The organism is Pseudonocardia sp. ZF1, assembly GCF_056835605.1.
This window is the reverse complement of sequence record NZ_JAJNBY010000001.1, coordinates 5251652-5266554: the sequence shown is the minus strand read 5'-3', so window position 1 is coordinate 5266554 and position 14903 is coordinate 5251652. Positions and strand designations below refer to the sequence as shown.

Genomic DNA, 14903 nt, shown 5'->3' with positions numbered 1-14903 from the left:
CCGGGGGTGACGCCGATCTCCTGGGCGATCCGTCCAGGTGGACCGGCACCACGGCCGGGTGACCTGCCGCCGGTGTGCAGCTCGTGGTGGGCCGGTTGCGTAGATACCGGGATCAGCGGTGTCCTCGCTGCACACCAGCGAGGCGATGGAGGCGCGGGATGGCTCTGCCCGAGTGGGACGGCGAACTGACCTCGGTCCGGTACGACCGGGGGACGGGCGCGTGGTTCGTGATCGGGGTGCACTCGACCCGTCTCGGACCGGCGTCGGGCGGGACCCGCGCGATGGTCTACCCCTCGCCCGGCGACGCCGTCGCCGACGCCCGCCGCCTGGCCGGGGCGATGACGCTGAAGATGGCCGTCGCGGGCCTGCCGATGGGCGGCGGCAAGTCGGTGATCGCGCTCCCGGCGCCGCGCGCCGAGCTCGGCGAGGCGACCTGGCGCCGCATCCTCGAGATCCACGCGGCCAACCTGGAGCTGCTCGGCGGGAACTACACCACCGGCCCGGACGTCGGGACCTGCTCGGCCGACATGGACGTGCTCGCCGGCCTGACCCCGCACGTGTTCGGCCGCTCGGTCGCGGCGGGCGGGCCCGGCTCGTCCGGCCCGATGACCGCCCTCGGGGTGTTCGCCGCGATCCGCGCGGGAGTCGCGGAGGCCGGGTTCGACGGCGTCGACGGGCTGCGGGTGCTGGTCCAGGGGCTCGGCGCGGTCGGCGCCGACGTCGCCCGGCTCGCCGCCGACGCCGGGGCCAAGCTGATCGTCACCGACGTCGACCCGGCCCGCTGCGCCGCGGTCGCCGACGAGCTGGGCGCCGAGGTGGTCGACACCGGCGCGGTGACCACCCGCGAGTGCGACGTGCTGGTCCCGTGCGCCACCGGCGGTCTGATCACCGCCGAGGTCGCCGAGACCCTCCCCACCGCGGTCGTCGCGGGCGCGGCGAACAACCTGCTCGCCGACCCGTACGCGGCCGAGGTCCTGCGCCGGCGCGGCATCGTCCACGCCCCGGACTTCGTCGCCAACGCCGGCGGCGCCATCCACCTGGTCGGCCGCGAGGTCCTCGGCTGGAGCGCCGACGCCGTCGCCGGCCGGACCCGCGCGATCGGCGACACCCTGACCGGCGTCTTCGCCGACGCCCGCACGCATGGCACCACCACGGTCACCGCGGCACAGGAGCTGGCCGCCCGCACACTGACGGGAGAGCACTGATGGACATCCTCACCGACTCCGAGAAGCTCGCCGATCTCGACGCCGCCGCCCTGCGACGCCTGGTCGGCCTCGTCTCCCACGACGACTCCGCCGACCCGTTCCCGGTCACCGGCTGGGACGCCGTGGTCTGGGCGGTCGGCAACGCCACCCAGGCCGCGCAGCTCTACCAGGTCGTCTACGGCATGGAGCTCGTCGCGTACTCCGGGCCGGAGACCGGCAACCGCGACCACCACTCCTACGTGCTGCGCTCGGGCGCGGTCCGGTTCGAGCTGCGTGGCGCCGTCGACCCGGACAGCCCGGTCGCCGACCACCACCGCCGGCACGGCGACGGCATCGTCGACATCGCCCTCGAGGTCCCCGACGTCGACCGCTGCATCGCCCACGCCCGCGCCCAGGGGGCCACCGTGCTGGTCGAGCCGCACGACACGACCGACGAGCACGGCACCGTGCGCTCCGCCGCGATCGCCACCTACGGCGACACCCGGCACACCCTGGTCGACCGGTCCCGCTACACCGGCCCGTACCTGCCCGGCCACGTCGCCCGCAGCTCCTCGGTGGACCGGCCCGCGGACGCGCCGCGCCGGCTGTTCCAGGCGCTCGACCACGTCGTCGGGAACGTCGAGTACGGCCGCATGGACTCCTGGGTGGACTTCTACCACCGGATCATGGGCTTCACGAACATGGCCGAGTTCATCGGCGACGACATCGCCACCGACTACTCGGCGCTGATGAGCAAGGTCGTCGCGTCGGGCAACCACCGGGTGAAGTTCCCGCTCAACGAGCCCAGCCCCGGCCGTCGGAAGTCCCAGATCGACGAGTACCTCGACTTCCACCGCGGCCCCGGTGCCCAGCACCTCGCGCTGGCGACGAACGACATCCTCACCACCGTCGACGTGCTGCGTTCGCGCGGCGTGGAGTTCCTCGACACCCCGGACGCCTACTACTCCGACCCGGAGCTGCGGGCCCGGATCGGGTCGGTGCGGGTCCCGATCGCCGAGCTGGCCTCCCGCGGGATCCTCGTCGACCGCGACGAGGACGGCTACCTGCTGCAGATCTTCACCAAGCCGGTCGGGGACCGGCCCACGGTGTTCTTCGAGCTCATCGAGCGGCACGGCTCGCTCGGCTTCGGCAAGGGCAACTTCAAGGCGCTGTTCGAGGCGATCGAGCGGGAGCAGGAGCGCCGCGGCAACGTCTGACCGGTGCGTGTCCGGGCCGGGTCAGTCCCGGATCCGCCGCCAGGGGCGGTCGGCCTCGATGGCGTACGCCAGCTCCAGCAGCGTCCGTTCGTCGCCGACCGTGCCCTCCAGGTGCACCCCCACCGGCAGCCCGCCGGCCGTCGCCCCGGCGGGCAGCGCGACGGCGGGCGCCCCGGCGACGTTGGCCAGCGGGGTGAACGCCACGTAGTCGAGCAGCCGGGCGGTGAGCTGCTCGATCGGCACCGTCGGCGCGAGCCACCCGATCTCCGGCGGGGTGTGCGCGAGCACCGGGGAGAGCAGCACGTCGTGCCGGGTGAACAGCTCGGCGTGGGTGGCCGCGACCCGGCGCAGGCGGTGCAGGAACACCGGGGTGCGGGCCAGCGCGCGACGGTAGTGGTCGGCCAGGCCGTGGGTCAGGCCGTCGAGGCGGTGCGGGTCGAAGGTGCGCCCGTGCAGCAGCCGGCCGCCGGTGACCACGGAGAACGCGAGCAGCCCCCAGTAGTCGAGGAAGTCGTCGACGAACCGGGTCCCCACCCCGGTGACGGCCTCGGACACCTCGTGGCCCTGCTTGGCGAGCAGCTCGGCGACGGCGGTGACGGTCTCGCGGGTGTCGGCGTCGACGGCGGCGCCGGTGGGGGACTCCAGCAGCAGTCCGACCCGCAGGCGTCGCCGGGCGGGGCCCTCGACCAGGCCCAGCGGTGGCAGCGCCGGGTTGCGGCGCCCGCGGTCGGCGGCGCCGAGGAACACCGCGGTGTCGCGGACCGATCGGGACACCACGCCGTCGGCGACGAGGTCGATCGGCATCCGGGCGCCGGTCGCGTTCGGCGCGAGCCGCCCGCGCGACGGCTTGAGCCCGACCAGCCCGCAGGCCGCGGCCGGGATGCGGATCGAGCCGCCGCCGTCGTTGGCGTGGGCCAGCGGCACCACGCCGGCGGCCACGAGCGCGGCCGCCCCGCCCGAGGACGCGCCGGCCGAGAAGCGCGGGTCCCACGGGTTGCGGGTCGGCTCGGCGTCGGCGAACTCGGTGGAGGCGTTCAGCCCGTACTCCGGCATCCGGGTCGTGCCCACCAGGTCCAGCCCGGCCGCGAGCAGCTGCCGGGTCACCTCGGCGTGCTCGCGCGACGGGGCGGGGACGAACGCCCGGGTGCCGTGGCCCGCGGGCCATCCCCGCACCTCGACGTTGTCCTTGACCAGCGTCGGCACCCCGGCCAGCGGGCCGCCGGTGTCCCCGGTGACGGGGTCGGCGGTGCGGTCCAGGGCGAGGCCGTGCAGGTGCGGCTCGACCCGGGCGGCGCGCGCGGCGACGGCGGCGCGCAGCTCGGCGGGCGCGACCTCACGGCGGCGCAGCCGCTCGGCGAGGGCGACGGCGTCGTCGTCGCCCAGGGCGTCGTCGGTGAACGCGTGTACGCGTCGGTCCATGTCGGACGATCCTGCACCCCGCCCGCCCGCGCACGACCGGGGACCCGGCCGGGCGCGGGTAGTGTCGCCTCGGTCACCACGGTCACGGAAGGTGTGCGCCATGGGTTTCGACGGAGCCGTCGGCCGATCCGCCCCGGGGGGCGTGCGCGAGCACATCGCCTCGTCCTGGCGGCGTGCGCGGCTGGCGGGCATCGACCCCGACCGCGTCGACCGGCCGGAGATCGCGGAGGTCGACCGGGTCGGCCGGCTCGCGGTCGCCGCGGAGCCGGTGCTGCAGGCGCTGGCGGCCGAGCTCGCCGGTGAGCCGTTCTCGGTGCAGCTGGCCGACCGGGACTGCCGGATCCTCGACATCTGGTGCGACGACCGCACCCTCGACTCGGCGTTCGACGACATCGGCCTGGTGGTCGGGGCGGCCGCCGACGAGCAGGTGCTGGGGACCAACGGGATCGGCACGGCCGCCGAGACCGGCCGCGGCATCGCCGTCCACGGCGAGGAGCACTTCCTGGCCGGGCTCAAGGGCGTCAGCTGCTTCGGCCACCCGATCCGGCACCCGCTGCGCGGCCGTACCGAGGGCGTCCTCGACATCACGGTCGCCGGCGGGCGCGCCCACCCGCTGTTCGCGCCGCTGCTGTCGCGTGCCGCCCGGGACATCGAGGAGCGGATCGTCGAGACCGCCCGCGACGGCGACCGCAGGCTGTTCCTCGCCTTCCAGGAGGCCACCCGGCGGCGCTCGTCGCCGATCGTGGTCCTCGGTTCGGACGTGGTGCTGACCAACCGCGGCGCGGTCACCGTGCTGGGCGAGGGCGGGATGGACCTGCTCGCGACGCTGCGGACCGAGGTCGTCGAGAACGGCCCGCTGACCCGGGTGCTGGAGGCGCCCGACGGCGCCGGGATCCGGGTGCGGGCCGAGACCGTCGCGGACACGGCGGACGGGGTGCTGTTCCACCTCGTCCCGGTCCGTGCGGCGCCGCGCGAGCAGGTCCGCCGCACCGCGCGGCCGGTTCCCACCGGGCGCTCGGTGCTGGTCGCGGGTGAGCCCGGGACCGGGCGCAGCACCGAGGCGGCCCGGCTGCTCGGTACCGCCGACCCGGTCGTGCTGGCGGCCACCGACGCCCTCACCGGACCGTCCCGGGACTGGGCGGCCCGGCTGTCCGCGCTGCTCGGGGAGGGGGTGCCCGCGGTCGTCGTCGACGACGTGGACGTCCTGCCCGAGGAGCTCTGCACCGTGCTCCGCCCGCTGCTCGACGCCGGCCCGACCCGTCTCGTACTCACCTGCGGCCCGGTCGGGGAGCTGTCCGTCCCGGCGGCGCGGCTGGTCGCCCGGTGCGCGAGCCGCGTCGAGCTCGCGCCGCTGCGCGAACGCCGCGACGAGCTGCCCGGGCTGGTCGCCGACATCGCCGCACGGGTCCGGCCGGGCCGGGAGCTGATCCTGACCCGGTCCGCGGTCGCGGCGCTGTCCGCGTACGCCTGGCCGGGCAACCTCACCGAGCTGACCCGGGTCGTGACCGAACTGGCGCACCTGTCCGGGACCCGCCGGATCGACGTCGAGGACCTGCCGGAGCACCTGCGGCCCGGCCCGCGGATCACCCGGCTCGGCGGCCGGGAGCGCGCCGAACGGGTCGCGATCCAGCACGCCCTGACGGTCGCGGGCGGCAACAAGCGCGAGGCCGCGCGGGCGCTCGGGATCAGCCGCACCACCCTGTACCGCCGGATGCGCGCGCTCGACGTGGCGGAGACGTAGCCCGCCCGGTATGAGGCAGTGCGCACGTGTCCACATGTGGAACACGCCACACCCCCGGGGGTGGGACAGGATCCGGGGCGACACCGACGTCACCAGCGCAGAGGAGCGTGCCCGTGAAGACCAAGGCAGCAGTCGTCTACGAGGCCGGCAAGCCGATCGAGATCGAGGAGCTCGAGCTCGACGGGCCGCAGCAGGGTGAGGTCCTCATCCGCTACACCCACGCCGGGCTGTGCCACTCCGACGTCCACATCGCGCACGGCGACCTCGAGGCACGCCTGCCGATGGTCCTCGGGCACGAGGGCGCCGGGATCATCGAGGACGTCGGCCCGGGCGTCACCCGGGTGAAGCCGGGCGACCACGTCGTCTGCTCGTTCATCCCCAACTGCGGGGTCTGCCGCTGGTGCGCGACCGGGCAGCAGGCCATCTGCGACATGGGCGCGACCATCCTCGAGGGCTACCTGCCGGGCGAGCGCTTCCCCTTTACCGGGCCGAAGGGCCAGTACGGCGCGATGTGCATGCTGGGCACGTTCTCCCAGTACTCCACGATCCACCAGAACTCGGTGGTCAAGGTCGACGACGACCTCCCGCTGGACAAGGCCGTGCTCGTCGGCTGCGGCGTACCCACCGGGTGGGGCTCCGCGGTCAACGCGGCGAAGGTCGAGCCGGGCGACACGGTGATCGTCGCCGGCGTCGGCGGCATCGGCATCAACGCCGTCCAGGGCGCCCGCTACGCCGGCGCGAAGAACCTCATCGCCGTCGACCCGCTGGCCAACAAGCGCGAGAAGGCGATGGAGCTCGGCGCCACGCACGCCGTCGCCACCGCCGCAGAGGCCGGTGACCTGGCCCGCGCCATGACCAACGGCAACGGCGCGGACAAGACGATCGTCACCGCGGGCATCGTGACCGAGGAGATCGTCACCGGCGCGTTCGAGAACACCGGCAAGGGCGGCACCGTCGTGCTGACCGGCCTGAACAAGCTCTCGACGACCAACGTCACGCTGCCGGGCTCGATCCTGACGCTGTTCAAGAAGACGGTGAAGGGCTCGCTGTTCGGCGACTGCAACCCGACCGTCGACATCCCCAAGATCCTCGGCCTCTACCAGAGCGGGGACCTGAAGCTCGACGAGATCATCACGCGGACCTACACCCTCGAGCAGGTCAACGAGGGCTACGACGACCTGCTCGCGGGCAAGAACGTCCGCGGCGTCCTCGTCCACGAGCACTGATGGGGTCTGTCACGAACCCCGCGGGACCGGCTGCGGCCGGTCCCGCGGGGACCCCCGTCGTCGGCCGCGGCCGGGAGGTCGAACTCCTCGTCGCGGCGCTGGAGGCCGGCGCCCACGTCGTCCTGGAGGGCCCGCCGGGCACCGGGAAGACGACGCTGCTGCGGTCGGTGGCCGAGGAGGCCGAGCTCCCGTTCGTGTTCGTCGAGGGCAACGCCGAGCTCACCCCGGCCCGGCTGGTCGGGCACTTCGACCCGGCCAAGGTCCTGGAGCGGGGCTACAACCCCGAGACCTTCGTCGACGGTCCGCTGGCCGAGGCGCTGCGCTCCGGGGCCCTGCTCTACGTCGAGGAGATCAACCGGATCCCGGAGGAGACCCTCAACGTCCTCATCACCGTGATGAGCGAGGGCGAGCTGCACGTGCCCCGGCTGGGCCGCATCACCGCGCACGAGGGATTCCGGCTGGTCGCCGCGATGAACCCGTTCGACGCCGTCGGCACCGCCCGGATCTCCTCCGCCGTCTACGACCGGGTCTGCCGGATCGCGATGGGCTACCAGACCGCCGGGGACGAGACCGCGGTCGTCGCGCTGCGCGGCCCCGAGGTCGACGAGCAGTGGCGGGCCAAGGTCGTCTCCCTGGTCCGCCGGACCCGGGAGCACCCGGACGTGCACGTGGGCTCCTCGGTGCGCGGGGCGATCGACATCGTCCGTATCGCCGCGGCGCTGGCGGCCCGGCGCGGCCGGGAGACCACCGACTGGCGGGCCGGGCTGGACGCGGCGCTGGTCGCGCTGTCCGGCCGCATCCGGCTCGCCGAGTCCGGCTCCCGCAGCGCCGAGGACATCGTCCGCGAGCTGTACACGGCCGAGTTCGGCCGGGAACCCGCCGACGACGCCGACGGGGCCGCGGACGGCGGTGATGCGTCGGGGGGAGCCTGAGCCCGCCACCGGCGGGCGGTCCCCGGCCCGCGGACGGCTCCACCCGTCCGTCCCGGCCGCGTGCGCGCCCGGAGGACCGCACGGTGGCCCGCAGCTCCCTGGCGGGCCACCCCGGGTTCACCGAGATCTCGCCCGAGGTCGGGGTGCTCGACCCCGACGCGTTCGACGCCGCGCTCGCCGAGCGTCCCGACGAGACGCTGACGCTGCTCGTCGACATGGGCAAGGCCACCGACGAGAAGCTGCGGGCGGCGGCCCGCAGGCTCGCCGGCCGGGTCGTGCTGGAGATCGGCCGGTCCGGCCGGGTCACCCGGCGCGGGATCGGCAGGCTGCGTGCGGTCCCGGCCGACCGCGGCGGCGACCTGGACCTGGACGCCTCGCTGGGCGCGGTCGCCGAGGCCCGCGCGGCGCGGCGCCCGGTCGGGCTCGACGAGCTGACCGCGCGCACCTGGGCGCGGCCCGCGCTCGCGTTGTGCCTGGTGGTGGACGCGTCCGGGTCGATGGGCGGGGACCGGCTCGCCGCGGCGGCGCTGACCGCCGCGGCCTGCGCGTTCCGGGCACCCGGTGACCACGCGGTGCTGTCGTTCGCCGCCGAGACCCGGGTCCTGCGCGACATCGGGTCCACCCGTCCGCCGTCGGCGGTCGTCGACCGGGTGCTGGGCCTGCGCGGGCACGGGGTGACCGCGCTGTCGGGTGCGTTGCGGGCGGCCACCGCGCAGCTGGAACGGACGCGCGCGGAGCGGCGGATCGTCGTGCTGCTCTCGGACTGCCGGGCCACCGACGACCACGACCCGGTCCCGGCGGCGCGGCAGGTCCCGGAGCTGCTGATCCTGGCCCCGGAGTCCGACCACGAGCAGGCGGCCGAGCTGGCCGCGCGCAGCAACGCGCGGTGGGCGCCGGTCGCCGGCCCGTCGGACGCACCGGGGGTGCTGCGGTCCCTCCTGGGTGGCTGAGCCCCGCCCGGGACTCAGCCGCCCAGCACGTTCACGGCCCGGTAGACGACGAGCGTGATCGTCACCAGCGACACCAGTGCCTGGACGAGCATCAGCATCGTCGCCCACCGGCTCAGCGGCATCACGTCGGTGGGGCTGAACGCGGTGGCGTTGGTGAACGACAGGTACAGGTAGTCGGCGGAGCGGGGCTCCCAGTCGGCGTCGTGCGGGTCGGTGCTCTGCATCTGCACGAACAGGAGGTCCGCGGTGGGACGGCGCCCGTGCGCCCGTGCCGCCGGCCCGCCGCGGTCGAGCTGCCGGTACCAGACCGCGAACGCGATGATGTCGGTCAGCCAGATCGCCGCCCCGCCGGCCGGCAGCGGGGCGGCCGAGCCGCCGGAGGAGCCGTCGAGGATCGCGGTGACCAGCAGCCCCGCCGACACCGCGTTCGCGAGGCTCAGCAGCCCGACCAGGGTCGGGAACCGCACCGACAGGCCCGGGCCGTCGGGGACGTTCGGCGCGAGGGGATCGACCCGGTCAGGACCGGGCGTCGGCGCGACGTCGCGAGCCGGTGGCCCGCACGATCGCGGTGCGCCCGAGGACCAGGGTCAGCCCGACGGCGATCCCGCCGACGACGAGCAGCCAGGGCCGCGACTCCAGGTCGGTGGCGAGCCGGTCACCGGCCGCGTAGCCGATCCCGACGAGCACCGCGGCGCGCACCGCGGTGGTGGGGATGATCCAGGCCAGGAAGCGGCGGTAGCCGACCTTGGACAGCCCGGCGGCCAGGTAGGCCGGGATCGCGCCGATGTCGACGAGCTTGGCGCCGATGACGATCCGCGGCAGGTGCGTGTGGACCTCGCGGGTCAGCACCTCGCGGCGCTCCTCGGTCAGGCCCAGCCGGTTCAGCACGCGGGCGACGGCCGGCCGGTCGCCGTTGCGGCCCAGCGCGTAGAGCGCGGTGTCCCCGACGACGTCGGCGACCAGCGCGGCCAGCCACACCCCCCACCAGGGGAGCTGCCCGGCCCCGGCGAGCGCGGCGGCGGCGACCGTGACGATCGGACCCTCGAGGAACGCCCCGACCCCGATCACGAGGAGCGACCGGACGGGCGCAGCAGGGATCGCGGCCAGCAGTGCGGCCACGGTGTCCGCGAGTCCGAACACGAACGCCTCCCATCAGCTCCTACACCGAATGGTGCCCTGTGTGCCGCACCGGGCGGCGGGCGGCCCGTCGTCGTCGCACGACGCGGGGTCCTCGTCACCGGGTGTGACGGCGTCGTCGGGTGGCGGTGTCGAGTCCCGTGGCCGGGCCGGCCGCCGGGTCTCCCGGGGCGTCGTCGCCCGGCACATCGATCGTCCCACCGTCGACCGGGATCGGCAGGTCCGGAGGTCCCGCCACGGCCGTGAGCACGGCCACCGGTAGCACCGGTCCGGTGAGCGCGTCCCCCGTCCGGGTGGGCAGGTCGGGGCGGACGGCGGGTGGGCATCCGCTCGTCCGGCCGGGGGTCAGGTACCTCCGGGGCCCGTCGGATCCGGTGTGCTGTCGGTGAGACCGGTGCCGGGACCCGGGAGGAGCCGCTGCGGGCCGACGGAGAAGCCGACCGCGGCGCCGCCGCCGGGGCCGCGGTCGGCGACCGTCACGGTCCCGCCCCGCCCCGCCACCTCGACGACGTGGTCGGGGTCGGCGTCGAACGTCGCCGCGTTCTCCGGTCGTCGGCGCGCAGCACGCGGCACACGCCGAGGCCGTCGAGGGCGGGCATCATCACGTCCAGGACGAGGGCGTCGACCGGACCGCGGCGCACCCGGTGAGGACCTGGACGCCGTCGGCGACGAGGACCGTCTGCGGCACGGAACCGATGATGCCGCAACGGTCTCACCGGGAGGTCGTGATCCCGTAGCGCTGCACCCGCCGGTACGCCGTCGCGCGGCTGATGCCGAGCGTCTCCGCGGCCCGGGTGACGCTCATGCCGTGCTCGGTGAGGCAGCGGACCAGCTCGTCGCGCTCCAGCGACTCGATCCGGGTCAGCGATCCGGATCGGGTGGCGAGCAGCTCCGGGGGCAGGTGCCGCACGTCGACGAGGGTGCTGCGGGCGGCGGCGTCGCGCACGGTGCGGCGCAGCTGCTCGACGTTGCCCGGCCAGGAGTAGGTGCGCAGCGCGCGGGCGGCGGCGTCGGTGAAGGTGACGCCGTCGCGGGCGAAGTGCGCGGCGAGCACCGGCACGTCCTCGGGACGGTGGCGCAGCGCCGGCACCTCGACGACGACGTCGAGCAGCCGTGACAGCGCGTCCGGTATCCCGTCGACACCGCCCGCGGTGACGCTCAGCGACGCCCGCGGCAGCGACCGGACCAGCGCCGCCAGCCGGGTCGCGACGGGCGCGGGCAGCTCGTGCACCCGTCCCGCGATGACCGCGGTGTCGTCCTTGCCCAGCTCCGGGGACCACAGCGACAGCCAGGACACCGCGTCCTCGGCGGCCGGCGGGCGGGCGTGCAGCACCCGGTGCCGCGGGCGGACGGCGCGCAGGGCCGCGGCGAGCAGCGCGGACTTGCCGGCGCCGGGCTCGCCGACCACCCCGACCCGGGCGCCGTCGCGCAGCGCGTCGCGGACCTCGTCGAGCGCGGCGGCCCAGGCCGGGCCGAGCGCCGCGGTCCCGCCGACGGGCTGCGGGGCGACCCGGAAGACCTCGCCGCGCGGCGCGCGCCGGGGACTCGCGCCGCGTCCGTGCGCGAGCATCAGCGCCGAGGTCTGCCCGGCCGCGGTGCGCGCCAGCGCGAGCAGCAGACCGTCGGAGCGCTGCGACCAGGTGGTGAGGTTGATGCTGCCGAGCAGCGACCCGTCGACGGGGTCGAGCACGGGGGCCGCCGCGCAGGTGTAGCCCCACAACCCGGTGCAGTAGTGCTCGTCGCCGCGGACCAGCGACGGGACCCGGTCGGCCAGGGCCAGGCCGAGCCCGGTGGTCCCCGCCTCCCGCTCGCCGAAGGCGAACCCGGGTGCGAGGTAGGTGCGGTCCAGCGCGTCGAGCAGGGCGCGCTCGTCGCAGAGCCGGGAGACGACGATGCCGTCGGCGTCGGTCAGCATCAGTGAGATCGGCTCGCCCGGCAGGCCCTCGTGCAGCCCGGCGAGCACCTCGCCGCCGCACCGGGCGAACAACGAGCCGTCGTCGACGGCGCCGGTGAACGCCGGGTCGACGGCCTCGGTGGGGGCGCCGTAGGTCTCGCTGCGCGCCCAGGACGCCGAGATCCGGGCCGGAGCCAGTGACTGCCCCATCGCGCGTACCTCCTCGTACCTGCTGCTCACGACCGTGTCACATCAGCGACGCCGTCGCGACGCCGTCTCGTCTCAGGTTGAGACGGTGATCACGACCGCCGGGGCGCCGCCGTTCCTACCTTCGGCCCTCGACGCGGGATCCCCCACCGGCCCGCGCAGTCGCGGGGTGCCCACCACCTCGCCGCGACCTGAGAGGGACGACGATGTACTCGAAGAACGGTGAGTCCTACTTCATCGTGGACGCCCACGTGGCGCTCTGGGACGCACGCCCGGAGAACCAGCGCAACATCCACGGCAAGCAGTTCATCGACTGCTTCTACGACTACCACCGCAACCTGAGCCCCGAGTCCGAGGTCTGGCCCTACGAGGACTACCTCTACCAGGGCGGCGAGCGGCTGATGAAGGACCTGTTCACCGACGGTCACGTCGACCACGCGGTGTTCCAGCCCGCCTACCTGGGCGAGTTCTACGACAACGGGTTCGGCCAGACCGAGGAGGCCTTCGCCCTCGCCCAGGCCCACCCGGACAAGCTGACCTACAACCACCACTGGGACCCCCGCAACGGCGAGCAGGGCCTGCGGCAGCTGCGCGAGGACGCGAAGCGCTTCGGCCTGAAGGGCGCGAAGCTCTACACCGCGGAGTGGCACGGCGAGTCCCGCGGCTGGAAGCTCGACGACCACTGGTCCTACAAGTACCTCGAGGCGGCCCAGGAGCTGGGCATCCGCAACATCCACATCCACAAGGGCCCCACCATCCGCCCGCTGGACCGCGACGCGTTCGACGTCGCCGACGTGGACAAGGTCGCCACCGACTTCACCGACCTGAACTTCGTCGTCGAGCACTGCGGCCTGCCGCGCCTCGAGGACTTCTGCTGGATCGCCACCCAGGAGCCGAACGTGCACGCCGGCCTGGCCGTCGCGATGCCGTTCATCCACACCCGGCCCAAGTACTTCGGCCAGATCATCGGCGAGCTCCTGTACTGGCTGGGCGAGGACCGCATCCAGTTCTCCAGCGACTACGCGATCTGGACCCCGCGCTGGCTGGTCGAGCGCTTCGTCGACTTCGAGATCCCGGACGAGCTGTCCGAGTACGCGCCGCTGACCACCGCCCAGAAGAAGAAGATCCTGGGTCTCAACGCCGCGGCGATGTACGACATCGAGGTCCCCGCCGAGCTGCAGCTGCGCGACGAGACCCCGACCGAGGTCCCGGTGGCGTCGTGAGCGCCCCCGCCCTCGCCCGCACCTCGCGCACCGACCAGGCGTTCCGGGCGCTCGACGCCGTCGTCGACCCCGAGCTGGACGAGCCGATCACCGACCTGGAGTTCGTCCGTTCCCTCGACGTCGACGGCGACCGGGTCACCCTGCACCTGCGCCTGCCCACCGCGTTCTGCGCGCCGAACTTCGCCTACCTGATGTGCTCGGACGCGAAGGACGTGCTCACCGCGCTGGACTGGACCGGCGAGGTCGTGGTCGAGCTCGACGACCACCACGACTCCGACCTCATCAACGCCGGGCTGGCCGCCGACGCCGGCTACAAGGGCACCTTCCGGCACGAGGCCGAGTCCGACCTCGACGAGCTGCGCGAGACCTTCCGGCGCAAGGCGCACACCGCCGCGATGGAGCGCTCGCTGACCGGGCTGCTGCGGGTCGACCCGGACCGGACGCCCGAGTCGCTGCACGGCGTCACGCTGGCCGACCTGCCCGCGGGCCCGGCCACCGACGCCCTGCTGCGCCGCCGCGCGGCGATCGGCCTGCCCACCGGCGGCGACCGGCCGGTCCTGGTCGGCCACGACGGCGTCCCGTACCCGGCCGAGCAGGTTCCGCTGAAGCTGCGGATGGCCCGCTCGGTGCGGATCTCCATCGAGGGCAACGCCCACTTCTGCCGCGGGCTCCTGAAGACCCGCTACCCCGAGTCCGTGAAGGGATCCGTGTCGTGAGAGCAGTACAGGTGGTCGGCTACCACCGGCCGATGGAGCTGACCGAGGTCCCGAAGCCGGAGGTCGTCGACCCGTTCGACGTCGTCGTCCGGATCGGCGGGGCCGGGGTCTGCCGCACCGACCTGCACGTCCTCGAGGGGCAGTGGGCGGAGAAGTCGCAGGTCGCGCTGCCCTACACGATCGGCCACGAGAACGCGGGCTGGGTCGAGTCCGTGGGGTCGGCCGTGACCCACGTCCGTGAGGGCGACGGCGTCATCCTGCATCCGCTCGCCACCTGCGGCCTGTGCCGCGCCTGCCGCTCCGGCGACGACGTGCACTGCACCGCCTCGGCGTTCCCGGGCATCGACACCCACGGCGGCTACGCCGAGTACCTGCGCACCTCGGCGCGCAGCGTCGTCAAGCTGGACCCGTCGCTGCAGCCCGCCGACGTCGCCGCCCTCGCCGACGCCGGCCTCACCGCCTACCACGCCGCGGCCAAGGCCGCACGCCGGCTGGGACCGCGCGACACCTGCGTCGTCATCGGGGCGGGCGGGCTCGGCCACATCGGCATCCAGGTGCTGAAGGCGCTGACCCCGGCCCGGCTGGTCGTGCTCGACCGCAACCCGGACGCGGTGAAGCTGGCGCTGGAGATCGGCGCCGACGACGGGATCGTCGCCGACGGCGGGCAGGTCGACGAGGTCCTGTCGCTCACCGGCGGGAACGGCGCCGAGGCCGTGATCGACTTCGTCGGCGAGGGCGGCTCCACCGCCCAGGGCCTGGCGATGACCCGGCGTGCGGGGGACTACCACGTGGTCGGCTACGGGGAGAACGTCGACGTCCCGACGATCGACCTGATCTCGGCCGAGGTGAACGTGGTCGGCAACCTGGTCGGGTCCTACAACGATCTCTGCGACCTGATGGAGCTGGCCGCCCGCGGCCGGGTCACCCTGCACACCAGCACCTACGCCCTGGACGACTTCCAGTCCGCGCTCGACGACCTCGACGCCGGGAAGGTCAGGGGCCGCGCCATCCTGGTGCCCTGACCTGCTGTTCCGATCGCGGTCCCGCTCACGACGGC

Annotated in this window: 14 protein-coding genes; 9 read left to right on the top strand and 5 right to left on the bottom strand. The window is 74.5% G+C overall.

Annotated features, from left to right (window positions below; all coding sequences use genetic code 11):
- Positions 1–158: 158 nt before the first annotated feature.
- Positions 159–1205 carry a Glu/Leu/Phe/Val dehydrogenase dimerization domain-containing protein gene (locus ZF1_RS25285; RefSeq protein WP_482638497.1) on the top strand — a complete coding sequence of 349 codons (1047 nt, stop codon included), beginning with the start codon at positions 159–161 and terminating at the stop codon, positions 1203–1205.
- Complete coding sequence (gene hppD, locus ZF1_RS25280; RefSeq protein ID WP_405421370.1) at positions 1205–2401, top strand: 4-hydroxyphenylpyruvate dioxygenase; 1197 nt, start codon at positions 1205–1207, stop codon at positions 2399–2401. The genes ZF1_RS25285 and hppD overlap by 1 nt, the downstream gene beginning before the upstream one ends.
- A gap of 21 nt (positions 2402–2422) precedes the next feature.
- Here hppD and ZF1_RS25275 read toward each other — a convergent pair whose 3' ends face one another.
- Positions 2423–3820 (bottom strand): amidase, encoded by a 1398-nt coding sequence (locus tag ZF1_RS25275; RefSeq protein ID WP_482638496.1) that lies wholly within the window; start codon positions 3818–3820, stop codon positions 2423–2425.
- Between the two features lie 100 nt (positions 3821–3920).
- Here ZF1_RS25275 and ZF1_RS25270 point away from each other — a divergent pair, with 100 nt between their 5' ends.
- The 4 genes from ZF1_RS25270 to ZF1_RS25255 all read left to right on the top strand — a co-directional run bounded on the left by ZF1_RS25270 (position 3921) and on the right by ZF1_RS25255 (position 8669).
- Complete coding sequence (locus ZF1_RS25270; RefSeq protein WP_482638495.1) at positions 3921–5561, top strand: sigma-54-dependent Fis family transcriptional regulator; 1641 nt, start codon at positions 3921–3923, stop codon at positions 5559–5561.
- Positions 5562–5674: 113 nt separating this feature from the next.
- Positions 5675–6787 carry an NDMA-dependent alcohol dehydrogenase gene (locus tag ZF1_RS25265; RefSeq protein ID WP_251787393.1) on the top strand — a complete coding sequence of 371 codons (1113 nt, stop codon included), beginning with the start codon at positions 5675–5677 and terminating at the stop codon, positions 6785–6787.
- The gene (locus ZF1_RS25260) at positions 6787–7719 is read left to right on the top strand and encodes an AAA family ATPase (protein ID WP_482638494.1); all 933 of its coding nucleotides are present in this window, start codon (positions 6787–6789) and stop codon (positions 7717–7719) included. The genes ZF1_RS25265 and ZF1_RS25260 overlap by 1 nt, the downstream gene beginning before the upstream one ends.
- A gap of 83 nt (positions 7720–7802) precedes the next feature.
- Positions 7803–8669: a vWA domain-containing protein gene (locus ZF1_RS25255; protein WP_251787395.1), complete on the top strand. Its 867-nt coding sequence runs from the start codon at positions 7803–7805 to the stop codon at positions 8667–8669.
- A gap of 14 nt (positions 8670–8683) precedes the next feature.
- On the opposite strand, the gene ZF1_RS25250 is transcribed toward ZF1_RS25255, so the two are convergent.
- The 4 genes from ZF1_RS25250 to ZF1_RS25235 form a co-directional block, all read right to left on the bottom strand.
- Positions 8684–9136 (bottom strand): hypothetical protein, encoded by a 453-nt coding sequence (locus tag ZF1_RS25250; protein ID WP_482638493.1) that lies wholly within the window; start codon positions 9134–9136, stop codon positions 8684–8686.
- Positions 9137–9185: 49 nt separating this feature from the next.
- Entirely contained in the window at positions 9186–9809 is a 624-nt protein-coding gene (locus ZF1_RS25245; RefSeq protein ID WP_208822936.1) for a DedA family protein, read from the bottom strand.
- 342 nt (positions 9810–10151) lie between these two features.
- Positions 10152–10379: a hypothetical protein gene (locus tag ZF1_RS25240; protein WP_482638492.1), complete on the bottom strand. Its 228-nt coding sequence runs from the start codon at positions 10377–10379 to the stop codon at positions 10152–10154.
- Positions 10380–10518: 139 nt separating this feature from the next.
- On the bottom strand, positions 10519–11940 hold the full coding sequence (locus ZF1_RS25235; protein WP_482638491.1) for an AAA-type ATPase lid domain-containing protein: 1422 nt from the start codon (positions 11938–11940) through the stop codon (positions 10519–10521).
- 173 nt (positions 11941–12113) lie between these two features.
- Here ZF1_RS25235 and ZF1_RS25230 point away from each other — a divergent pair, with 173 nt between their 5' ends.
- From ZF1_RS25230 to ZF1_RS25220, 3 genes are read left to right on the top strand one after another with little or no spacing between them, the layout of a single operon-like run.
- Entirely contained in the window at positions 12114–13130 is a 1017-nt protein-coding gene (locus tag ZF1_RS25230) for an amidohydrolase family protein (protein WP_073576701.1), read from the top strand.
- Positions 13127–13846, top strand: a complete 720-nt coding sequence (locus ZF1_RS25225; protein ID WP_224401284.1) for an iron-sulfur cluster assembly protein — start codon at positions 13127–13129, stop codon at positions 13844–13846. The genes ZF1_RS25230 and ZF1_RS25225 overlap by 4 nt, the downstream gene beginning before the upstream one ends.
- A complete protein-coding gene (locus ZF1_RS25220; RefSeq protein ID WP_208822929.1) occupies positions 13843–14868 on the top strand; it encodes an NAD(P)-dependent alcohol dehydrogenase in 1026 nt (341 codons plus the stop codon). Before ZF1_RS25225 ends, ZF1_RS25220 begins: the two co-directional genes overlap by 4 nt.
- Positions 14869–14903: the final 35 nt, after the last annotated feature.